The sequence below is a fragment of the Bradyrhizobium sp. LLZ17 genome, assembly GCF_041200145.1.
Lineage (GTDB): Bacteria > Pseudomonadota > Alphaproteobacteria > Rhizobiales > Xanthobacteraceae > Bradyrhizobium.
Genome location: NZ_CP165734.1, coordinates 3,653,397 through 3,675,688 on the forward strand (window position 1 = coordinate 3,653,397; position 22,292 = coordinate 3,675,688).

The 22,292-nt window shown below is 58.6% G+C and carries 19 protein-coding genes and 3 pseudogenes; 12 read left to right on the forward strand and 10 right to left on the reverse strand.

What is annotated here, in order from left to right:
* Positions 1–1,125 precede the first annotated feature (1,125 nt).
* Positions 1,126–2,526, reverse strand: coding sequence for an aminotransferase (locus tag AB8Z38_RS17730; protein ID WP_369726289.1), 1,401 nt, complete (start codon positions 2,524–2,526; stop codon positions 1,126–1,128).
* A gap of 11 nt (positions 2,527–2,537) precedes the next feature.
* Positions 2,538–4,052 (reverse strand): NAD-dependent succinate-semialdehyde dehydrogenase, encoded by a 1,515-nt coding sequence (locus AB8Z38_RS17735; RefSeq protein WP_369726290.1) that lies wholly within the window; start codon positions 4,050–4,052, stop codon positions 2,538–2,540.
* Between the two features lie 151 nt (positions 4,053–4,203).
* Between AB8Z38_RS17735 and AB8Z38_RS17740 the strand changes: the two genes are divergently transcribed.
* Positions 4,204–4,680, forward strand: a complete 477-nt coding sequence (locus tag AB8Z38_RS17740) for an Lrp/AsnC family transcriptional regulator (protein ID WP_369726291.1) — start codon at positions 4,204–4,206, stop codon at positions 4,678–4,680.
* Positions 4,681–5,685: 1,005 nt separating this feature from the next.
* Positions 5,686–6,681 carry a M24 family metallopeptidase gene (locus AB8Z38_RS17745; RefSeq protein ID WP_369726292.1) on the forward strand — a complete coding sequence of 332 codons (996 nt, stop codon included), beginning with the start codon at positions 5,686–5,688 and terminating at the stop codon, positions 6,679–6,681.
* Positions 6,682–7,623: 942 nt separating this feature from the next.
* Here the strand turns inward: AB8Z38_RS17745 and AB8Z38_RS17750 are convergent.
* Both AB8Z38_RS17750 and AB8Z38_RS17755 read right to left on the reverse strand, forming a co-directional pair.
* Positions 7,624–7,869, reverse strand: coding sequence for a hypothetical protein (locus AB8Z38_RS17750; protein WP_369726293.1), 246 nt, complete (start codon positions 7,867–7,869; stop codon positions 7,624–7,626).
* 72 nt (positions 7,870–7,941) lie between these two features.
* Positions 7,942–8,238, reverse strand: a complete 297-nt coding sequence (locus tag AB8Z38_RS17755) for a hypothetical protein (protein WP_369726294.1) — start codon at positions 8,236–8,238, stop codon at positions 7,942–7,944.
* A 420-nt stretch (positions 8,239–8,658) separates the two neighbouring features.
* On the opposite strand from AB8Z38_RS17755, the gene AB8Z38_RS17760 reads away from it, so the two are divergent.
* Both AB8Z38_RS17760 and AB8Z38_RS17765 read left to right on the forward strand, forming a co-directional pair.
* The gene (locus tag AB8Z38_RS17760) at positions 8,659–8,982 is read left to right on the forward strand and encodes a hypothetical protein (RefSeq protein ID WP_369726295.1); all 324 of its coding nucleotides are present in this window, start codon (positions 8,659–8,661) and stop codon (positions 8,980–8,982) included.
* 404 nt (positions 8,983–9,386) lie between these two features.
* Positions 9,387–9,863, forward strand: coding sequence for an Lrp/AsnC family transcriptional regulator (locus tag AB8Z38_RS17765; protein ID WP_369726296.1), 477 nt, complete (start codon positions 9,387–9,389; stop codon positions 9,861–9,863).
* A 435-nt stretch (positions 9,864–10,298) separates the two neighbouring features.
* On the opposite strand, the gene ald (AB8Z38_RS17770) is transcribed toward AB8Z38_RS17765, so the two are convergent.
* Positions 10,299–11,411 carry an alanine dehydrogenase gene (gene ald / locus AB8Z38_RS17770; RefSeq protein ID WP_369726297.1) on the reverse strand — a complete coding sequence of 371 codons (1,113 nt, stop codon included), beginning with the start codon at positions 11,409–11,411 and terminating at the stop codon, positions 10,299–10,301.
* A 406-nt stretch (positions 11,412–11,817) separates the two neighbouring features.
* On the opposite strand from ald (AB8Z38_RS17770), the gene AB8Z38_RS17775 reads away from it, so the two are divergent.
* The 3 genes and pseudogenes from AB8Z38_RS17775 to AB8Z38_RS17785 all read left to right on the forward strand — a co-directional run bounded on the left by AB8Z38_RS17775 (position 11,818) and on the right by AB8Z38_RS17785 (position 13,190).
* Positions 11,818–12,210 (forward strand): autoinducer binding domain-containing protein, encoded by a 393-nt coding sequence (locus tag AB8Z38_RS17775; protein WP_369726298.1) that lies wholly within the window; start codon positions 11,818–11,820, stop codon positions 12,208–12,210.
* 50 nt (positions 12,211–12,260) lie between these two features.
* Positions 12,261–12,464, forward strand: coding sequence for a helix-turn-helix transcriptional regulator (locus AB8Z38_RS17780; protein ID WP_369726299.1), 204 nt, complete (start codon positions 12,261–12,263; stop codon positions 12,462–12,464).
* A gap of 95 nt (positions 12,465–12,559) precedes the next feature.
* Positions 12,560–13,190: pseudogene (locus tag AB8Z38_RS17785) on the forward strand (acyl-homoserine-lactone synthase).
* Positions 13,191–13,524: 334 nt separating this feature from the next.
* Here the strand turns inward: AB8Z38_RS17785 and AB8Z38_RS17790 are convergent.
* Positions 13,525–13,743: a hypothetical protein gene (locus tag AB8Z38_RS17790; RefSeq protein WP_369726300.1), complete on the reverse strand. Its 219-nt coding sequence runs from the start codon at positions 13,741–13,743 to the stop codon at positions 13,525–13,527.
* Between AB8Z38_RS17790 and AB8Z38_RS17795 the strand changes: the two are divergent.
* Together AB8Z38_RS17795 and AB8Z38_RS17800 are read left to right on the forward strand one after the other, a co-directional pair.
* Positions 13,737–13,906, forward strand: a pseudogene (locus AB8Z38_RS17795) (IS66 family transposase zinc-finger binding domain-containing protein); the annotation flags it as partial. The gene AB8Z38_RS17790 and the pseudogene AB8Z38_RS17795 sit on opposite strands and share 7 nt — an antisense overlap.
* A 144-nt stretch (positions 13,907–14,050) precedes the next feature.
* On the forward strand, positions 14,051–14,296 hold the full coding sequence (locus AB8Z38_RS17800; RefSeq protein WP_369726301.1) for a hypothetical protein: 246 nt from the start codon (positions 14,051–14,053) through the stop codon (positions 14,294–14,296).
* A gap of 77 nt (positions 14,297–14,373) precedes the next feature.
* On the opposite strand, the gene AB8Z38_RS17805 is transcribed toward AB8Z38_RS17800, so the two are convergent.
* Both AB8Z38_RS17805 and ald (AB8Z38_RS17810) read right to left on the reverse strand, forming a co-directional pair.
* Complete coding sequence (locus tag AB8Z38_RS17805) at positions 14,374–15,609, reverse strand: acyl-CoA dehydrogenase family protein (RefSeq protein WP_369726302.1); 1,236 nt, start codon at positions 15,607–15,609, stop codon at positions 14,374–14,376.
* Positions 15,610–16,381: 772 nt separating this feature from the next.
* A pseudogene (gene ald / locus AB8Z38_RS17810) lies at positions 16,382–17,488 on the reverse strand (alanine dehydrogenase); the annotation flags it as partial.
* 322 nt (positions 17,489–17,810) lie between these two features.
* On the opposite strand from ald (AB8Z38_RS17810), the gene AB8Z38_RS17815 reads away from it, so the two are divergent.
* From AB8Z38_RS17815 to AB8Z38_RS17825, 3 genes are all read left to right on the forward strand, one after another.
* Positions 17,811–18,533 (forward strand): LuxR family transcriptional regulator, encoded by a 723-nt coding sequence (locus AB8Z38_RS17815; protein WP_369726303.1) that lies wholly within the window; start codon positions 17,811–17,813, stop codon positions 18,531–18,533.
* Between the two features lie 93 nt (positions 18,534–18,626).
* Positions 18,627–19,259: an acyl-homoserine-lactone synthase gene (locus AB8Z38_RS17820; protein WP_369726304.1), complete on the forward strand. Its 633-nt coding sequence runs from the start codon at positions 18,627–18,629 to the stop codon at positions 19,257–19,259.
* 64 nt (positions 19,260–19,323) lie between these two features.
* Entirely contained in the window at positions 19,324–19,734 is a 411-nt protein-coding gene (locus tag AB8Z38_RS17825) for a LysR family transcriptional regulator (protein ID WP_369726305.1), read from the forward strand.
* 221 nt (positions 19,735–19,955) lie between these two features.
* Here AB8Z38_RS17825 and istB read toward each other — a convergent pair whose 3' ends face one another.
* Entirely contained in the window at positions 19,956–20,699 is a 744-nt protein-coding gene (istB, locus tag AB8Z38_RS17830; protein ID WP_369726260.1) for an IS21-like element helper ATPase IstB, read from the reverse strand.
* An 11-nt stretch (positions 20,700–20,710) separates the two neighbouring features.
* Complete coding sequence (istA, locus tag AB8Z38_RS17835; protein ID WP_369726306.1) at positions 20,711–22,243, reverse strand: IS21 family transposase; 1,533 nt, start codon at positions 22,241–22,243, stop codon at positions 20,711–20,713.
* Positions 22,244–22,292: the final 49 nt, after the last annotated feature.

A 22,292-nucleotide genomic window follows, 5' to 3' on the forward strand; every position in this document is an offset into this window, starting at 1 on the left:
AGCTTCGTGGAGAGGAGCTCAAGAATTCGAGCTCTTTCGGCTCTATTCGATATTCGCAACCGATCGCGCCTAAGAAAAAACACCCGCCGATCATCCACCTCAGCTTTACCATGGTGTGCTTGACATCGCTGGTCGCTTCCAGTGTCGAGCTGCGAGCCAGCCACATCGCAAGCTACGCCGATTGTCCGTAACAGCACAAGGGGGGCCGCATGTTCAAGGAGAGCACAGCCTTCCCTGTCAAGCGATAGTTCATTTAGCGATTAGACGCGCGTTATGAATAGTGACGTCGTAGCTGAGGATCCGAAGGTCTTCATAATTCGGCACACTGCGGGAGCTTGTTCGTCAGGCGAGCGTCCAGCAAAGGCCATTTGACCTTGCGCGATCTCCAGGTGATCGCGGTCTATTTGGGCTGTCGATAAGGCTCGTTTCGCATTTTCCACGGCCGTACTCTCCCTCTTAGCGTTTCAAGAAAGATACCGAAGACCCGACGTCTGAACGCGGCGGAAACCGCCTAGAGTTGCGGAAGTTCTGCGGCCATGATCGTTCCTGGAATCCCATGCGCATTGCTCGCCGGGATAAATCATCCTGCAAAGCCCGACCAGACTGCCACGCAGTGGTGCGTTGAAGCACTGCCCCATTGAACTTGGTTTGTTCACCTACCCGCGATCCGTCAGCCCGGACTCACCCCGACGCCTTGGTCTTCAACCAGGAGGAGACGCTGAGTAGGAGCTGGCAACTTTCCCCCGTTCGTGCGTGTTGCTACACATCGCAAGAATTGCCGCCTAGCCCGCAAGACAACTGGGCGGAAGCAGGACCCAGAGCTTCAGGGAAATCAAACGGACGTCGGAACGTGGGCGGCTGCCGCGGTCATGCCGATCCAGCTTTTAGCAGCCGCGACTTCTTCCCTTGTTCCCGACGCAGCGAGCTTCAGGAGCAGATCTTCTTCTCCTCGCGGCAGAACGCAACGCCCGGGCAGAATCGCGTCGGTCGCGGTGAAGCAGAGCCAATAGGTTCTGTATTCCTCGGTCGTGAGCGGGTATTTCGTTCTAGCGATTCCGAGCAAACGCGCACCAAGCGCTTGGATAGCTACAGGCGGAGATCCGACATGGCACTCTAGAACCCACTTTAATCGATTGATGATTCTCTCGTGAGTTCGTCAATTACCTGCTTCGTTGCTTCGTAAGCCAAGTCGACGATCTCGTCTACTTCGGCTTCTGACACAACCAACGGCGGAGCAAAGCCAAGAATTTCTCCATGCGGCATTGCTCGTACAATGAGCCCAAGATCACGGGCAGCCTTAGAGATGCGGGCACCCACCTTGAGCTCCGGATCAAACCGCCGCTTCGTGTGGCGATCCGCAACAAACTCGACAGCGCCGAGCAACCCCACGGCTCGCACCTCCCCAACGATTTCTAGTTGCGCAAACCGTTCATTGAGGCGCTTATGGAAATGCGCGCCAACAATCCTTGCGCGGTCACTCAAGCGCTCCTTTTCCACGATATCGAGAACCGCATTGGCAGCAGCGGCCGCAATCGGGTGGCCGGAATAAGTATATCCATGCGAAAACGCCCCGACACGATCCGCTGCTTCCTCCATAACTCCGTAAACCCTTTCGCCAACGATGGCTCCAGATAGCGGCACGTACCCCGACGTCAGACCTTTGGCGACTGTCACCAGATCGGGCTCGATTCCGTACAACGTGCTACCGAAGTCAGCGCCGGTGCGACCGAATCCGCAAATCACCTCGTCTGCGATCAGAAGAACGTCGTAACGCCTGAGCACAGCCTGAATTTCACCCCAATATCCAACTGGGGGCGGCGTGATCCCTCCCGTCCCCAGCACCGGCTCAGCAATGAAGGCTCCAATCGTTTCGGGACCCTCTTGCACGATGAGTTGCTCAAGCTCGGCTGCACGTCGGCGAGAAAACGACTCTTCCGTCTCGCCCGGCTCGGCGCCCCAATAGTGGTGCGGTGCGCCTGTGTGCAAAATACCCGGAACGGGGAGGTCCACGTAATCGTGGTAAAATGACATACCGGTCATCGAACCGGAAATTACCGAGCAGCCATGGTAGCCTCGCTCGCGCGAGATAATCTTTTTCTTCTTAGGTTGACCACGTAGATTGTTGTAATACCAAACTAGCTTAGCCTGAGTTTCGTTGGCGTCAGATCCGGACAAGCCAAAGAACACTTTGCTTGGCTTACCTGGCGTCATACGTACGAGACGATCCGATAAAACGGCGAGCTCTTCGGTCGTGTGGCCCGCATATGTGTGGTAGTAAGCCAACTTATACGCTTGGCGCGCGATAGCCTCAGCCACCTCAGTCCGGCCATACCCAATATTTACGCAATAAAGGCCAGCAAATCCGTCAATGTAACTACGTCCCTGCGCGTCTTCGATTCGGACACCCTTCCCCCCAGAAATGATGGTGGGATCACCAAGCTTGCCTGTGGCGAAGTCTTTGAGCTGAGTGAAAGGGTGCAGAACGCTCGAGCGATCTAACTCGGCGATCCTCTTAATGTCAGTCATAGCGGTTTCTCCTAACGCGCCAGATCGCCGAAGCAGACGTACTTCAGTTCCATGTATTCCGCGATGCCGTGTCGTGAGCCTTCGCGACCGATCCCGGACTGCTTCCACCCACCGAACGGAATAGGAGGGCCTGTAAATGAAGCCGTATTGATGCCCAGCATGCCGCATTCGATCTGCTCAGACACTCGGAGCGCTTGACGCAAGCTGTCCGTATAGACGTAGCCGGCCAGACCCATTTCACTAGCGTTGGCTCGAGCAACGACTTCTTCTTCAGAGTCAAACGGCAGCACAGCGGCAACTGGCCCGAATGTTTCTTCGCGTGCAACAAGCATGTGTTCGGTGACGTCACTGAGCAGGCTCGGAAGAATGAAGTTTGGACCCAGGCATTCATCCTGCTTTATAGAAAAGACTTGTGCTCCTTTTGTCACCGCATCATCGATTTGCATCCTACACTTGTCGGCCACCGATGATTTCGTCATAGGCCCTATGTTAGTGGCAGGGTCCAGGCCGTGACCGACTTTGAGTCGAGCCATCTTCGCGGCAAACGCCTTAACGAAAGCGCTATAGATGCCCTTTTGTACGTAGATGCGATTGGCAGCCAGACAGTCCTGGCCCGATGTCGCAAATTTTGCAGCCATGGCTCCTTCGACAGCCTTGTCAACATCGACATCGTCAAAAACGATGAAAGGCGCGTGCCCCCCTAGTTCGAGCGAGACTTTCTTTACTGTTTCGGCCGCCGCTTCCAGAAGTAGACGTCCAACTCTGGTAGAGCCCGTGAACGAAAGAGCGCGTATTCTTGTATCGCGTAATAGAGGCGCCGAAAGTTCGACGGGATCACCAACAAGCACTTGAAACACACCGCACGGCACGCCGGCCTCTATAGCTAACCTGGCCACAGCAAGAGCGGAGAGCGGGGTCTCCGGAGCAGGTTTCACAACGATCGGACAACCGGCTGCAAGAGCCGCCCCAGCCTTTCGGGTAATCATCGCGACAGGAAAATTCCAGGGCGTGACGGCCGCCGCGATGCCGATTGGCTGCATCCGCACATGAAGCAGACTTCCGAGCGTGTGGCTCGGAATCGTCTCGCCGTAAGCACGCTCGCCCTCTGCAGCGAACCACTCGAGAAATCCAGCACCATAGGCGATTTCTTGGCGCGCCTCGGCTAGCGGCTTGCCCTGCTCGCTCGTCACCAAAATGGCCAGCTCCTCTGAGTGATTGAGCATCAATGATGCCCAAGATCTAAGAACGACCCCGCGTTTGGCCGGCAGCAGCTCTCGCCAAGCGGGAAAAGATCGCTCAGCCGCCGAGATCGCTATCTTCATATCAGCGGCGTCACAACGAGCGACGGTCGCGATCTCCTCCCCGGTAGCCGGATCGAACACAAAATCTCTTTTCTCGCCGGCAACCCAGCGACCATCAACGAGAGCCGCTCCCGAAACAAAATCGCGACGCCGCAAAGACTCGAGGCACTTCCTAGCCAGACCGGTCGAATGCGAATGTTTGGGTCGAGAAATCTGTAAGTCCATTGACAGTCTCACGCAGTCGCCTGTTGAAATCGCTGGCGCATTCAGCATATTGCTATCGCGAGGTTATTTGTGTCGCATTTTTCTGTGGCCTGAATGATTTCCTGCATGACATGGGCATTTCGCGGCGAAAATCACTAACGGGGGGGCCGGTGTGCAATACGATCGAATAGACGCCCGTATTCTTGGGATCGTGCAGAAGAACAACCGTCTAACGTCCGAGGTGATCGGCGAAATGGTCGGACTTTCTGCTACCGCGTGTCAACGAAGGCTGAAGAGACTCCGTTCGGAACGCATAATAGAAGCTGACGTGTCGATCTTGTCGGCAAAAGCAGTAGGACGACCAATTCAAATGCTCGTTATGGTGACGCTGGAGCGGGAGCGTTCGGATATTATCGATAAGTTCAAAAAGGCCGTCAAATCCTCGCCGGAGGTCGTGAATGGATTTTACGTCACCGGCGACGCTGACTTTGTCCTATATATTTCGGCGCGTACTATGGAAGACTACGAGCAGTTTACTCGCCGTTTCTTCTACGAGAATTCGGACATCAAGGGCTTCAAGACCATGGTGGTGATGGATCGAGTAAAGGCCGGCTTTGCCGTTCCAGTTGAGATACCGCACGAGGAGTGAAAGCCGGGCGCCATGAGCTTGCGCGTTTTTTCCATTGCTCCCCTCGAATCGGACACGAAAGGCCCGCGCTATCGCGTCCTACAGCAACCATTCGAGAGGCAACCGTTCTGATTCTCATCCCGGCCAGCAAAACTATCGAGTTGGCGGAACTATTTTTTTCGTAGTGATCTCGGAACGAGAACAGCAGGAGGCAACGGAAATAGAGCCTCGAGCACTTGGGATCATCCTGTAACCGCCACATCGCTGTCCAAATACGACGTCAACACTCCTTAATGGACAATGACGCATATCCAATTGCAAGCCGGCTTGCCACACATTGGCGCATCTGTCTTCAAAGGGAGTGCTCCTAACTTGCCGCCGCCGAACGGGTGAAAAAAGGAACCGCCGAGACCGGCGCAGGCCTTTCGCGATGGCGACGCCCGCTTGTGTGAAAGCCCGATTGTAGCGATTCAGGCCTGATTCTACGATGCTTGCCAACTCAGAAGCCTTTCGTCCAGCTCACCGCAGCTGGTCCACGTTATTCCGGTGAAGGTCGCCATAACTGCCATGACGCCGTCGTTCTCGTCGAATTGCTCAGGGATCGACCAGAACCGCAGCTCAATGACTAATCAGAGTATATGATCTTGCGCGGTCAAAGTCGGAATTGCGGACGAACGGACAGGAGAAGATTGGGCTCGTAGTCATTAAGTTGCACCACATGGCCAGCTACGCATAATTTCTGCGAATTCGGCGGCAACAGAGATGGAACTAGGCAACGAACGCGCGGTAAAGGCTATCAGCGCGCCGTCCATTTCCGGTATATAGGCTATTCAACAGGAGTTGAGAAAATGGCGATCAGCAAGGGCCCGCAGGTGTTTCCCCGGACAGAATATCTACGTAGAGTAAATGCCGTAAAAGCTGATATGGCAGAGCGTGGGATAGACGCGCTCGTTATTTCGAGATCTGCGAAATATCACTTGGCTAACCGGCTATACGGCTCGCACAGCATATGTTCCGCAGGGGGTGGTGATTACGTGCCAAAATGAGGAACCCACATTCATCTTGCGCAAAATGGATGCGCCTGCAGCGATTCACCAGTCGTTCCTGTCGCGCGATAGCATCATAAGCTATCCTGAGAGCCTCATCGGGACACCGGGCAAAGATGGCTACGACGGTGTAATTGATCATGTGCACAAACTCGGCTTGGCGAATAGATCTGTCGGACTCGAGATCGGCGATCTCACTGTGTATACTGTCGAAAAGTTCAAAGCACGACTGCCGGCCGCAACTATTGTTGACTGCACTAAAGCGGTCGCTTGGATCCGTGGCGTCAAATCCGAGCTTGAAATAGCCATCATGCGAGAAGCTGCAGCCATCGCTGATGCAGGTATCATGCGTGCCGCCGAAGTGATCCGAGCTGGCGTGCGTGAAGCGGATGCAATGGCCGAAATCTCCGCAACGCTTGCGCGGGGTGCAAATGGCAAAGTTGGGACGGATATTGCGGGCAACTTCTTTTGTTCCTCGCCACGTACGGGGACTTCCCATATTCGTTGGAGCGAGGACAACATTCGTGACGGATCTCAGATCAACCTCGAGCTTGGTGGCGTACGCCATGCTTACGTTTCAGCTATGAGCCGCACCTTCTCTGTGGGCGCTCCCTCGGATCAGTTACGTCGCATCAACGATGCACAACTAGCAGGCATGGAAGAAGCGCTCGCCAGTGTCCGGCCCGGCGTCCCTTGCAGGGACGTAGCCAACGCCTTTTATCGAACGATCGAAAAGTATGGCTACAAGAAGGAATCTCGCTGCGGCTATGCTATTGGCATCGATTGGACCGAGCCGACAGCGAGCTTCGCGAGAGGCGACGAAACATTGCTCAAGACGAATATGACCTTCCATCTTATGCTCGGAAACTGGATAGAAGAGGATTTTGGGTACGTGGTGAGCGATACAATTCGTGTTACCGAAACGGGTGTCGACGTTTTGACTCTGGCGCCTCGCAAGCTCTTCGAATTGAGTTGACCTTTTTGCCGACGCTTCCGCTGGGGCGCTTGTCCCGCGATCGCCCGTGGCGAAACTTGTTGCGACGATTGTCTGTACTCAGCCAGAAGGGCGACGGTAGCAGCGAAACGCCCTCAACCTCATCTTATCGAGAAGCATGTATGGCTGGCGGAGTGTCGCCCGCGAATCGGGGGTTCGAGACCGTCTGCTTGCCTCGCATCCATTCGGCAGGATCCAGGCGTGGCTGCCTTAGTTGTGCGTTGCAGCTTCTGAAGGCGTTGTCGCGCTAACCCGATTGTGCTTCCGCAGCCTCTAATCTTCCCCGAAAAAGTCGACGGGTTTAGGCGGCTTTTAGCTCCATTTCGATCGGGAGATATATCCGATCCCGCAATTGAGCCGGGTCGGATTGTAGAAGCCCTCGATGAAGGCGAAGATTTCGCGCTGGGCCTCGGAGCAGGGTCTGATACTGGCGATGATGAACGAGCTGGGTATTCAAGCCATGGAAGAACCTCTCCATCGGGGCATTGCCGAAGCAGTCGGCCTTGCGGCTCATGGATGCGGTGATGTCAGCCGCTGCAAGGACCGCCCGTATTCGCGTGACGCATACGCCGCGATCGGAATGATGGATCAATCCGGCCCGATGGATCAATCCGGCCCCAGGGCCGCTGCTGGCGGAACGCCATCGTCAGCACGGACGAGACGAGTTCGACCCGCATGTGATCCCGCATCGCCCAGCCGACGATCTTGCAGCTGCAGGGGTCCACTATGGCGGCACCAGGTACAGCCAGCCCTCCGTGGTTGGAGTGTAGGCATATCGGTATATCGGCGAGCCAAATCGGTTCAAAGCTGCGGTGGTGAAGTCACGCGCGATCAGGTTTGGCGCGATCGGCAGATGGTGACGACTGTCGGTGGTGCGAACCCGGCGGCGCGGCGCCATGATCGCCCGAATGCGAGGCCGACGCATCAACCGTTCGGTCCCGCCGCGGCTGGCACTACGTCCCTGCGTCCGCAGAACTGCATGGACCGTGCACTACCATAGCGCTGACGCTGTCGCTCGGCAAGAAGCGTCGCGTTGGCGGTCGCGCGAGCGCTCTGCAGACGGCCGCGCCAAGCATAATAGCCGGCCGGCGAGACCTCGAGCTCGGCGCACATCAGCCGTACCGGATAGGCATTGCGGTGGCCCTCAGTGAAGCGCAAGCGGAAGCTCATGTCCGGGGTCCGGCAAAGATCGCGATCGACTTCCTAAGAAGCAGCCGGATTGGCGCCGGCCGGAATAGCCTGTTACACGAAGCTCAACGATTTTGCCCTGGGCTGACGGCTTGCGATGACGCGGTTTCGATATTGTTGCTCATAGTGGTCGGCGCCTGGATCCCCGTAGCTCACGCCGTGCCTAAGTGTGTTGTAGAACAAAACCGCAATCTTGCGGGCGGTCACCGCCTTCGACTTGCCCGCACGTGAGGACAGGCGGCGATAGAATGCGCCTGGCGCCGTATCGCCGCGCCCCACGGTTGTGGCTGCCCACCGCAGCAGCGCAGCCGCCCGGCTTGCGGCGCGGCAATCAGGATGGAAGCTTCCCATCCAGATTGTCGCGCTACAGCCGGCTGCACGATCTCCGCGAAGACAGCACCTTGCCGCCCGAGGTCTTGTTGCCCGGTGCGAGTCAGAGCCAGGAAGTGAAGTGCGTGGCGCTCGGCCATGCCCTTAGATCCGTGCCGCACTCGCCGACGAGCTTCAATGCGAGCGACGAACCCAACCCATGGATCTCAGCCAAATCGACCCCGGGCACGCCCTACGGCGCGTCTGATCATCGAAGGTAGGTGTGTTGAGCTGCTTCTCGTGGCTTGGATAGCGTTCCGACCGGTCTAGTTGTTGTTTAATGAACTGATCAGGACTGCGAGCTTGCGATCACCGTCGAGCATATTTGCCTGGAGTCAAGGCTAAGACATGTGCGCGCCGGTCATTGTCTACGAGAGCTGGGCGGATCGTCTCGATGCATGAATGGAAGCGCACGTCCTGCGTTCGGGCGGCCCCGACGTTGATCGGCTTCAGTTCCGGGCTGTCACCGGTCGTCCTCTTGGGCAGGGCAATCCTCTCTTCAGCGACGTAGTGGAGGGTCTGGCCTATGCCAACCGTCATCTTCCTAATCGGGATCGCAGCCAGGGCGACGTCACCACTCTGCAGTTCGCACCCAGGCATCGGCAAATAAGGATTGATCTTGTGTCAGACGTGCCGGCCGATCAGTACGGCCAGCCGGCTCCTTCTTCGTTATTGTCGTGCGACGATTGCTACCCCACCACGCCACCGACGCTCGCCTTGCGCTGAAAACAGGCCACGCTGCGCACAGGCGGGGATCGCGATTCCGCGCCTTGGTACGTTGCTGCTCTCCCAATATGCGCGAGCGGCAGCTCCGCCTGGAATTGGATGATCGCTTCGGTTTACGACACTCAACATCTCGTGGCCGCCGGTCTTCCAAGATCGAGCGCCGCCGAGCCTGGACCTCCAATTTGAAGTCACACTTTCGAAGGTTGTCGCTGGCTGGCAGGGCAGGGCTTCCTTGCCACACCCTATGCAACGGCATATTGACGGGGCTCACTTATTGAAATTGCCTATAAAATTAGCGATACTCGCACCACTGGGATGTTTTCGTCGCATTCTGAGATAACAAGGAGGATTTCCTGCGCGACAGCCCTCTTTGGGGCAGATATCCATCAGGACTGGAGCAGCTCATGCAATACGATCGGACAGATGCCCGCATCCTAGAGATCGTGCAAAGGAACAACCGTTTAACTTCTGAGGTGGTCGGTGAAATGGCAGGGCTTTCTGCTACAGCCTGTCAACGACGACTAAAGAGGCTCCGCACAGAGGGCATCATCGAAGCAGATGTCTCTATCGTTTCCCCAAAGGCAGTAGGAAGACCTATTCAGATGCTAGTGCTGGTCACTTTAGAGCGAGAGCGTTCGGATATAATTGATAGGTTCAAGAAAGCCATCAGATCGTCAGGTGACGTAGTGAACGGATTTTACGTGACCGGCGACGCTGATTTTGTTCTATATCTCACAGCGCGCACCATGGAAGAATATGAGCAGTTCACCCGCCAGTTCTTTTATGAGAACTCGAATATCAAGGGCTTTAAGACGATGATCATAATCGATCGCGTAAAAGTAGGTTTCGCCATTCCGATTGAGGTTCCAGAGAAGGACTGACCGGCCCCGACGGTGGTCTCGGGCCCTCTTCAGTTCACGCCGTTTCATGGGTGAACGGCCCAAAGCGAAATAGCGTTTCTCTGAATACTGCTGTCGGCTCCCAGAGCAACGTTTGTCGATAAGTTTACGGGCGGTTGCACTTTGCCTATTGACTGGACTCAGCTGTCAACCGACTTGTTTGAAAGTTCGGCTCACAAAACAGCAGCTCGCCCCCTGGTGATCACGTCAATATCAGGTTTGCCTGTCACGCGAGCCCCACTTACGAACAGAGCATGTTTGCTATCATAGCTTAAGATCTGGCGCAGGCTGTTTTGCGATCGCGGCCCTCTCCGCTCTCTCAGAGGCGCCTGATCAGATTGAACGTGATAAATAAAAAAGGCACCCCATAAAAGGGTGGCCCTGGGTCAGGGAACGTCCCTGGAAGACCTCTGGAGATCAGCCCGCTGCCTGTTCGATTGGTGAGAATGGCAGGCCGAGGCTGTCCGCCACAGCCTTGTAAGTCAGGCGGCCACGATACACGTTCAGGCCCGCGCGCAGATGCGGATTTTCAAGCACAGCCGCAAAACCCTTGTTCGCTAGAGCCAAACCGAAGGGCAGCGTGGCGTTATTCAGTGCCTGGCTTGAGGTCAGCGGGACAGCTCCCGGCATATTGGCCACGCAGTAATGAATGACGCCGTCGACTTCATAAGTTGGATCAGCGTGAGTCGTCGGACGCGATGTCTCGAAGCATCCGCCCTGATCGATCGCTACGTCGACCATAACGGAGCCTTTGCGCATCGAGCCCAACATGCCGCGGCTGACAAGTTTAGGCGCGCTCGCGCCTGGGACGAGAACGGCGCCGATCACGACATCCGCCGCGAATACTTCCTCTTCGACGGAGGCTATGGTCGAGAATCTGGTGCGAACTCGCCCTTCGAACAGTTCATCCAGCTCGCGAAGTCGGGGAATGGAACGATCGAGGATTGTGACCTCGGCACCGAGGCCCGCCGCCATGCGTGCGGCGTGAGTGCCGACAACGCCCCCTCCGATGACCACGATTCGAGCGGGTTGAACGCCCGGCACGCCACCAATCAGCAGTCCGCGCCCGCCAGCGTACCGCTTCAGCGCCGCACCTGCTGCTTCGATCGCAAGTCTTCCTGCGACCTCGCTCATTGGGGCAAGCAGCGGAAGCCCACCCTGGGCGTCAGTCACGGTTTCATAGGCAATTGCCGTGCAGCCAGACTTGATGAGACCCTTAGCCTGTTCCGGGTCCGGCGCCAAATGCAGATAAGTGAAAAGGATTTGACCTTCTCGCAACTGCGTCCATTCGGACGGCTGAGGCTCTTTGACCTTCACGATCATCTCGCTGGACGCGAATACCTCGCGAGCGCAGGCGGCAATCGCAGCGCCAGCTGTGCGGTAATCCTCATCGGTCGCACCAATTCCGGCCCCGGCCTTGGTCTCGACCAGTACGGTATGCCTAGCGGACACATATTCGCGGACGGCCCCAGGCGTCAGGCCGACGCGGTATTCGTGCGTCTTGATTTCCTTGGGAACACCGACCTTCATTTGCAATCTCCTTGGCGAGCGGCTCTTTGTAATCGGAAGAGCGGTACGAACCTGCAACTCGGAACGGCAAACGGCGCAGCATTCCGGCGATCTTCAGCCACCGTCTGCAGGAATTCGAATAAGACCGCAGAGCCGAGTCTGGTGGTGATGATACCACAACGTAACGCCAGGAAGGCCGAGCGATAGCCTGCACAACCAAGCCCTCGCTCCCTGCAACACGATAGACCCACGCCAGGGTAGGTCGGGTGTTTTTCCTTGTTTCGCCCCATTCGCAGCGATGCTCGGCCTGATAATGCGAGTAGCGCTTGCGAGGGAGCCCCGCGGGTTCATCAAAGATGGATCGGGTTTTTCAACGATTTGCTGAGCGATTGACCGAAAGCACCACCGGGATGCCGCTCAGCAGAGCATGGCCGATGTCACCGCGGCGCTGAACTTGTCTTGCTTCGCATACCTTGCGTTACCAAGCCGGCCCGGGGGTACCCCGAACCTAATATCGACATATCCATCGTGCTGGATCGCTCTTTATTTACAGCGCGGGTACGAGTCGATCGATCCCGTGGTGCGTCGGGCGATCCGCCAGTCTAAACCCTTCCGATGGGGCCTTGGATTCGAACCAGGAATTCGATCCGAGTCCGAACGCGCTTTGTTCGAAGAAGCCGCCAAATTTGGAATTCGCTGCGGATTTACATTCCCAATCCACGATGACCAGGGCGGGATCGCCGCTTTGAGCTTTGCCAGCCACGAGCATCGCATCGGCTTCGACGCTCGCTATTTGAGCACGCTCAGAGCCTGCGGCTAATCGCAAGCTTTTTCCATGCACATGCAAGACGCTTTTGGACGATTGATCGGATGGTCAGTGGGGTGGTTCTGTCTCCTCGCGAGTACGAGTGTCTCGAATGGTCCGCGCGCGGCAAATCAGCCGGGGAGATCGGGACCATTCTAGGTATCTCGGAACCCGCGGGATTTCACCTGGATAAAATCCGTGCGAAGCTCGGCGTTAGCTCGCTTCGTCAAGCCATCGTGCTGTTGACCGAGGCAAAATCTCGAAAATAATATCCAGGCGCTTCGCAGACACCTGTGCGACTGCACAGGATGCGCTTGCCCGGGCTTCTCTGCTTGACTGTCGGAATAAAGCAGGGAGGGCAAGAATGATGCAGCTCATCACGCCGGAGTACTATGGCGAGTTCGTCCACGATCTGGCCGAAATGCACAGGCTGCGCTATCGGGTGTTTAAACAGCGCCTGGATTGGAACGTCGCCGTCAGCGGCGATATGGAGGTCGACGAGTTTGATGTCCTTCGACCGGTGCACCTCCTGAACCGCTCGAACGCTGGAAGTATTCAGGGTTGCGTCCGACTCCTGCCTTCGAGCGGCCCAACCATGCTGAGAGACACCTTCCCGATCCTTCTGGACGGGCAGCCGGCGCCACGAAGCGACAGGATTTGGGAGAGCAGCCGATTCGCGCTCGATCTTCCTCAGGATGCGCCGAAGTCAAGTGGTGGAGGCTACCGCTACCTACGAGTTGTTTGCGGGCACGATTGAATTCGGCCTTTCGATTGAATTGACCGAAATCGTTACCGTCACTGATGCCCGGATGGAACGGATCCTTCGGCGCGCGGGCTGGCCGCTCCGCAAAATCGGAAAGGCTCGTCCTCTCGGAAACACCACGGCCATTGCTGGATACCTGGAGGTCTCGCCCGAAGCGTTGCAACGCATCCGCAAAGGGGGACACATCTCAGGTCCGGTGCTCTGGGCTCCAGTCATCGAAGCGGCCGCCTAGGATCTGGAAGCAAGTTGCAATCCGGGGCATTGCTGCGCATTGGAGCGGAAAGCCCATCTGCTTAAGACTTACGATGCACAAACCACGTCGATCAACACCCTCCCTTCAAGCCAGCAAGGCAATCGAACTGAAACACCTGCAATCGGTCGTGGCTGCGGCTGATTGTGGCAGCCTCCGTCAAGCGGCGGAATTGCTGAGCATTCACGATCGTCACCCGAGCCGAGATCATCGCCGTCTATCGTCCCAACCTACCGCGGTTCGCCACCGCGATCGAAAGCTGGGCTTCCGGCCGCAAACGCAACGGGGACCATCGGGCAGAAGGACCGCGAAAAGCTCATAGTGGCGGGACGAGCTTCGTCGTCTGCTCGATGCCGAGATCGCCTTCCTCGGCGGGCTCCGAACACCGGGTTGAAACGGCGGCCGAAATGGCGGCATTTTCGAGTGATTTGAGGCGCTCCAAAGCCACAGCCGAGCCACTGGTCCAGAAGCTGTAAGCCGTGAAATGGAGAGTCCGGCCGACCTTCGAAGCGAGGTCATCGGGTCGACCGGCCATCGCGCCAGCCGTTCCCGGAGCGTCTGCCTCGCGAGCGGGTGATCGTGCCGGGACGTGGGCGTGCGCCTGGTGTGGCGGCGCGCGGTTGTCCAAGCTCGAAGAGGAGATCACCGAGATGCTGGAGGTGATCCCGAGATCCTTGAAGGTGATCCAGTCCGTCCGCGCGACCAGCGCCAGAGCCCACATGCGTCTCGAGTAGCTTCGGCGTGGGTGGCTTCTCCACGACGACCAGATCCGGTTGACGATAATCCGCTTTCCTGCGCTCCATGCTCGTTTCCTCCGCGACGTGACTCGTCGCGCAGAAGGCTTGACATACATCGAGTTCGGAGCCGAGATCGCGCAGGTCAAGAAAAAGGAGGCGCGATACCTCATGCACGTCCATCGCCGTCGCGCCGTCCTGGATCATCCGGGCCGGCACCGCTGCCATCAGGGCGTCCGGCTGCCGGATAGCGAACGACACCTCACCACAGACAATAATGGCCGCTTCGCTGCAGCGAGAACGAAAGCAATAGCGGATGATCGCGATCGCGCCGTCCTCATACCGGCAGTATGAAGCTGCTTCCGTGCCGGAAAACTCCTCTCCGTTCCTGACGGGTCAGAGCTCTCTCGGAGCACGATTGGTCGCCGCTATCAATTGACCGGACAGTTTACAAACTTCCTGAGCTCAAGTCTGGCGATCGCGCGGCAGTGCACTTCGTCGGGGCCGTCCGCCAGACGCATGGTCCGAGCCGACGCATAGTCGCGAGCAAGGCCGGCCTCGTCGGACACGCCGGCACCGCCAAAAGCCTGGATCGCCTGATCGATGATATTCAGGGCCATGCGTGGCGCCGCCACCTTTATCATGGCGATTTCAAGTTGGGCCGCCTTGTTGCCGACCTTGTCCATCATATCCGCGGCCTTCAGGCACAACAGCCGGTTCATCTCAATATCGATGCGAGCCTCTGCGATCCGCTGTTCCCAGACCGAATGCTCGAGGATCCTCTTGCCGAAAGCGACGCGCGAATTGAGCCGCTTGACCATCTTCTCTAGCGCCTCCTCGGCCTTGCCGATGGTGCGCATGCAGTGATGGATGCGGCCCGGACCCAGCCTGCCTTGCGCGATCTCAAAGCCCCTGCCCTCGCCCAACAACAGATTGCTTGCGGGCACGCGAACGTTTTCGAGCAGCACTTGGCCGTGCCCATGAGGCGCATCGTCATAGCCGAACACCGATAACACCTTTTCGATCTTGATGCCGGGCCGGTCGAGCGGCACCAGGAGCTGCGATTGCTGCTGATGGCGCGGTGCGTTGGCATCAGTCTTGCCCATAAGGATTGCAATCTTGCAGCGAGAGGCGCCAAGGCCCGACGCCCACCATTTGCGACCGTTGATGATGTAGTGATCTCCATCGCGCTCGATCTGGGCCTCAATGTTGGTAGCGTCTGATGAGGCGACCGCTGGCTCCGTCATAAGGAAGGCGGAGCAGATCTCACCATTCATCAAGGGCTTCAGCCATTGCTGTTTCTGTTCCTTGGTGCCGTACCGCATTAAGACCTCCATGTTGCCGGTATCGGGTGCGGAGCAGTTGAACACTTCTGAAGCCCAGGCGATGCGACCCATCTCTTCTGCAACCATCGCATATTCCAGATTGCTCAATCCCGCACCGCGAAATTCATTGTCCTCATGTGAAGTCGGTGCCAGAAACATGTTCCACAACCCTTTAGCGCGCGACTTCTTCTTTAGCTCTTCGAGGATCGGAGGAAGTTCCCAGCGGTCGCCCGCAGCGCGCTGCTGCTCATATACGGGCAAGGCGGGCCGGACGTGCTTAGCGATGAAAAACTTCACGCGATCCAACCACTCATTTTGTTTCGCTGACATCGTGAAATTCATTAATGTTCTCCTGACTTTTCGGGTGGGCATTTTTCTCCCGCCCCGCCGGCTCAGAGCCTGTTAGCGCTCCTCGCGACGACTGACGCATGACGGGTCTTGTCACCGCAAAATGCGGAATGACAGTTGCCATCCTTCAAACCCTCCATACCAGAGTCTGAAGTGCAACTCCCAAAGTTGGGAGGGATCCATGTGGTCGTGGTCACCACCTGGCTTTGCCGTAACAGATCCGGGCGGGCCGCTTTTCTTCCCGAGAGCAACCCGCGTAATATCCGCGCCTGCTAAGCGTGCGGTCACGAAGTCGAACTCCAGCCAGCCGATGCGCCGACCCTTCTGGCTGCGCCGTCTCCCACAGCACAGCCCTGTCCCAGGCATTTCGCCGGAGAAGCCGTTGAGCTCCGAACAATTGTGCGGCCTGCCAAGCTAGCGCACCGCAGTGCCCGCGCAGATGTTTACGTACGGTCGATCGTCTGTATCCGCTGCCACCCAGAGATCAGGGGCGCCCCTTACCTGTAAGTACCCGCCGGATGAGACGGCATCTACCATCCGTTGTCGGCTGGAGGCTTTTCTCGACGCGTCGACAGCGGGAAACTCGCAAGGGGAGAGCCGACCGCGGTTTTGCTGAGGTGGGCCGTGGATATTCTGTGGAGCCGCCGACGTCCAAGCCATGGCGAGTGCATGTTGTTTGCGATGCCGCCCTTAAAAAAAGGGGCCACTCCCGAAGGAGTGGCCCGCCAAGTCAGGGAGGAAAACGCCCCTACGGAGGCCTCTGGGATCAGGCCGCAACCTGTTCGATCGGTGAAAAGGGAAGGCCGAGACTCTCGGCGACAGCCTTATAGGTTAGCCGCCCTCGATAGACGTTCAGACCTGCTCGCAGGTGAGGATTTTCGAGCACAGCCGCAAATCCTTTGTTGGCGAGTGCCAAACCGAAAGGAAGCGTGGCGTTGTTTAACGCCTGGCTTGAGGTGAGCGGGACAGCCCCGGGCATATTTGCAACGCAATAGTGGATAACGCCATCCACCTCGTAGGTTGGATCGGCATGCGTCGTAGCCCGCGAAGTCTCAAAGCATCCGCCCTGATCGATAGCTACGTCCACGATCACCGCGCCTTTGCGCATCGAGCTCAGCATGCTGCGGCTGACAAGTTTCGGCGCGTTCGCGCCGGGAACGAGAACGGCGCCGATGACGACGTCCGCCGCAAATACCTCCTCTTCCAGGGATGCTATAGTTGAGAATCTGGTACGAACTCGCCCGTTGAACACGTCGTCGAGTTCGCGAAGCCGAGGAATCGAACGATCCAGGATGGTAACCTCAGCTCCGAGCCCAACTGCCATCCGGGCGGCGTGAGTGCCGACAACTCCCCCGCCGATCACCACGATGCGCGCGGGTTGCACCCCGGGCACGCCGTCAATCAGCAATCCTCGTCCGCCAGCGGACCGCTTCAGCGCCGCACCCGCTGCCTCAATCGCAAGCCTCCCCGCAACTTCACTCATCGGAGCAAGCAAGGGAAGCCCACCCTGCGCGTCAATGACCGTTTCATAAGCAATTGCGGTGCAGCCCGATTTGATGAGGCCTTTGGCCTGCTCCGGATCTGGAGCTAGATGGAGGTAAGTGAAGAGGATCTGGTTTTCGCGCACTTGTGTCCATTCGGACAGTTGTGGTTCCTTGACCTTCAATACCATTTCGCTCGACGCGAACACCTCGCGAGCAGATGCCGCGACGGTAGCACCAGCTTTGCGATAGGCATCATCTGTCGCGCCAATCCCCGCACCGGCATTCGTTTCGACCAAGACGCTGTGGCCTGCCGCAACGTATTCGCGAACGGCCCCAGGCGTCAGCCCCACGCGGTATTCGTGTGTCTTTATTTCCTTGGGAACGCCGAGCTACATTGCAATCTCCTTGGCAAGCGGCTCTTTGTAGTCGGAAGAGCGGTACGAACCTCCAACCCGGCCCGCTAAATAGCGCAGTAATCCATCAATTTTCTCGGTAGCGCTGCAGGATTTCGAACAGTGGACCCGGAGCCGGTCCAAATTAGCAGAGCTAGCAACTCCGTGACCGCCAGGAGATGGCTGATCACACCTCGCGATCACACTAATCTACGCTCGAAGGCACCGACTTAGTCCTTGTTTTGCCCCTTTCGCAGTAATGCTCAATTCTGATACTGCGAGTAGCGCTTACGAGGGAGGGCCCGCGGGTTCATCAACGATGGATCGGGTTTTTCAGAAGTTTGCTGAGCGATTGACCGAAAGCTCACACCCAGATGAAGCTCAGCAGAGCATGGCCGATGTCACTGCTGCGCTCAGTTTGTCTTGGTTCGCATATCTTGCACTACCGAGTAGGCCCGGCGGCCTCCCGAACCTAATCTCGACATATCCATCTTCCTGGACCGCTCTTTATCTGCAGCGTGGGTACGACTCCGTCGATCCGGTGGTACGCCGGGCGATCCGCCAGCCTAAACCGTTCCGGTGGGGCCTTGGAATCGAAGAGCAAAATCGGTCGGATTCAGAACGCACGTTGTTCGAAGAGGCTGCCGAATTCGGGATTCGCTGCGGATTTACATTCCCGATCCACGATGGCCGGGGCGCCATCGCCGCTTTGAGCTTTGCGACGGACGAGCGTCGAACCGTTTTCGATCGCTCGTTACTCAAGCACGCACACAGCCTGCGGCTCATCGCATGGTTCTTCCATGCACACGCGAAGCGGTTTTGGACGATTGATCGCATGGTCGGCGGGGTGGTGCTGTCTCCTCGCGAGTACGAATGTCTCGAATGGTCCGCGCGCGGCAAATCTGCCGGAGAGATCGGGATCATTCTTGGCATCGCCGAGCGAACGGCGGGATTTCACCTGGACAACGCCCGTGCGAAGCTCGGGGTCAGCTCGCTTCGTCAAGCCATCGTGCTGCTAACCGAATCAAAATCTCGAAAATAAAAACTCCGCCCGCCATAAACACCTGTGCAACTGCACAGGTACGCTTGCTTAGTCCCCTTTGCTTATTTCTCCATGCAAAAGAGGGAGGCCAGTATGATTCAGCTTATCACCCCCGAGTACTACGGCGAGTTCGTTCACGAGCTCGCCGAGATACACCGGCTGCGCTATCGCGTCTTCAAACAGCGCCTTGACTGGAGCGTCGAAACCAGCGGCGACATGGAGATCGATGAGTTTGATGTCCTTCGACCGGTACACCTCCTGAACCGCTCGACCGCGGGACACATTCAGGGTTGCGTGCGCCTTCTGCCCTCGACCGGCTCAACGATGCTGAGAGACACCTTCCCCATTCTTCTCGAGGGGCAACCGGCGCCACGAAGCCGTCAGGTCTGGGAGAGCAGCCGATTTGCGCTCGATATTCCTCCGGACGCGCCGAAAGCGAGTGGCGGATTTGCTGCCGCCACTTTCGAGCTGTTTGCGGGCATGATTGAGTTCGGCCTTTCCATCGAACTGACCGAAATCGTCACTGTCACCGACGCGAGGATGGAACGCATTCTTCGGCGCGCAGGCTGGCCCCTCCGCCCGATCGGGAAAGCTCGTCCTCTCGGAAATACCATAGCGATAGCAGGATACCTAGAGGTGTCGATCGGGGCTTTGGAGCGTATCCGCAAGTTGGGGCGCATCGCAGGTCCGGTGCTCTGGGCTCCAGTGATCCGAGCGGCCGCTTAGGCCTTTCGAAGGAAGTCCAGTTGCGGCATTGCTCCCTATCCGGATCTCCGCTTGAGCTCTAGAGATGCACAATTTCTTTCGATCAACACCTTCTACTCAGGCCTACAAAGCGATTGAACTGAGACACCTGAGATCGGCCGTCGCCGCGGCCGATTGTGGCAGCTTTCGTGGAGCCGCGGAGTTAGTGAGGTCGCAGCAGTCGAGCCTCAGCCGGAGAATTGCCGAGCTAGAACACCACTTGGGTATTGCTCTTTTTGAGCGGCATAGCGGAGGTGTCCGCCCAACGCGGGCCGGCTGCAACGTTCTTCGGCTGGCGAGAACTATTCTGGAAGAATTCGACGCACTCATCGCCATTGCGAGATCCGCTGACAACAGCGAAAGCGGACGGCTGAGTGTTGGCTTCTGCCCTTTGCTTTCGCCAGGCAGTCTGCAACGCTGCGGATTCCGACGAAGTCGCCCAGGCGTACCGATATGAAGTCGCCCGTGGATTCCGAGACGATGTCGCCCACCTTTCCGATTTGATCTCGCCCAGCGGCGAGGCGTTCTGGCCGGCTGGTTCTCTGGCATCGGTGAAGCCGCGTGGTCAATCTGGAATCGCGACTTCAACCTATTTTTCTTCTTCTGCCGTTGCTGTGGGCATGTGGGCAACGCGATTGCGTTGTCCAAGCGCAGCGGCATGTCCACAGCGCCACGGGCTCAGGTCTTTCGGGCGGATTGCCGGGTTCGGCGCAGGCTCTCACCGGTGAGGTCGAGCCGATGGGCATTGTGGACGAGGCGATCGAGCACGGCGTCGGCATAGGTGGGATCTCCAATGAGCAGATGCCACTGGTCCACCGGGAGCTGGCTGGTGACGATGGTGGAGCGCTGACCGTAGCGATCTTCGAGGATTTCCAGGAGGTCGTGACGGGCGCCGGCATCGAGCGGCTCTAGCCCCCAATCATCGAGGATCAGCAGATCGACACGGCCAAGGCCGCGCAACAGGCGTGGATGGCGGCCGTCGCCGCGAGCGAGCGCCAGATCATCGAACAGGCGCGGGACGCGCTGATAGAGCACGGAGCGATTGTCGCGACAGGCCTTGTGGCCGAGCGCCGAGGCGAGCCAACTCTTGCCGACGCCCGCCGGGCCGCAGATCAGGAGATTGACGTGGTCGTCGATCCAGCGGCCCTCGACAAGCTTAGCGAACAGCGGGCGGTCGAGACCGCGCGGGGTGCGGTAGTCGATGTCCTCGACGCACGCCTGCTGGCGCAGCTTGGCGTAGCGCAGGCGAGTGGCGAGCCGTTTGTCGTGCCGCAGCGAGGCTTCACGTTCGAGCAGCAGCGCAAGCCATTCGGTGTGACCGAGGCTTGCGGCCTCACCGGTGGCTTCGATGTCGGCGAAGGCCTTGGCCATGCCGTGGAGGCCGAGGGCGTTGAGGCGGTCGAGGGTCGGATGGGTGAGCAAGGGATGATCTCCTAATTGTAGTAGCGCGGTCCGCGGATGTTGGCATGCAGGATCGGCGCATCGTCCGCGGAACGCTGGTGAGCAGAACGCCGATCGAGATTGTTGGCGAGGATCGACTTGACCGAGCCATAGGTGCGCGCGCCGATGTCGATTGCCCGCGCAGCCGCGGCGTCCAGCCGTTCGCGCCCATAGGAGGCGGCGAGCCTGAGGATGCCGAGACAGGCGCGGAAGCCTTGCTCGGGGTGCGAGCGCTCGTCGAGAATGACGTCGCACAACGCGCTGGTCGCCGGCCCGATCGCGGCGGCGTCCTGGCGAATACGTGCGATGGTCCAGCCGGCGTAGCGCCGATGGCTGGAGGCCATGTGCTCCGGCACGGTGGTGTGTTTGTGATTGCCGCTCATGCGCTGATGCGCGGCGATCCGCTCGCCCTTGTGGAAGATCTCGACGGTACGGGCCGTGAACCGCACCTCGACCTCGGCGCGGGCGAAGCGATGCGGAACGCTGTAGTAATGCTTCTCCACCTCGACGTGGTAATCGAGACTGACGCGGCGGATCCGCCACTCGGCCAGGACGTAGGGGGACGCCGGCAATGGCTTGAGCGCCGGCCGGTCGACCTCCTCGAGCAACCGGCGGCGTGTCACGCCGAGCCGCCGGATCGGCCGTTCCTCGTTCAGCCTCGTGAGCAGTTCGCCGATCGCCGCATTGACCTCGGCCAGGCTGTAGAAGGTGCGATGGCGCAGGCGGCCGAGCAGCCAGCGCTCGACGATCAGGACGGCCTGCTCGACCTTGGCCTTGTCGCGCGGCTTGCGCGGCCGCGCCGGCAAGATGGCAGTGCCGTAATGCGCCGCCATCTCCGCGTAGGTACGATTGATCTGCGGGTCGTACAGGCTCGCCTTAATGACCGCGACCTTGGTGTTGTCGGGCACCAGCAGCGCCGGTATGCCGCCGATCGCCGCGAAGGCGCCAACATGGGCGCTGATCCAGTCGGCGAGCCCCTGCGTCCACGTCGCCTGCGCGTAGGTGAAGCTCGATGCGCCGAGCACGGCGACGAAGATCTGCGCCGTTCTGCGCTCACCGGTCAGGCGGTCGACCACCACCGGCACCCCATCGCCGGCATAGTCGACGAACAACTTGTCGCCGGCCGCATGGGCCTGGCGCATCGTCACCGACAGACGGCCTTCCCAGGCGCGGTAGAGCTCACAGAAACGCGAGTACCGGTATCCGCCAGGCTCCGCGGCGATATATTCCTCCCACAGAATCGACAGCGTCACGTGCTTGCGTTTGAGCTCGCGGTGCACGGTCGCCCAGTCGGGCTCGGCAATGCGGCGGTGACCCTGACGGTTGCCATTGCCGGTCTTCGCGAACAGGCGAAGTTCCAGAACCGTGTCGGTGACGTCGTCTGGCAACGGCCAGCTCAAGCCCGCGGCCTCGAACCGCCGGAGCGCCAGCCGCACCGTCGAGGGCGCCGCGCCCACCCGTCGCGCAATCTCGCGGCTCGGCAACCCGGCCGCCTTCATTCTGATCACATCGCGCACACGGCGCATCGCAAGCCTCTCCGTCGGCATCCAGGGTCCCCTTCGCAAAGCCGAAAGG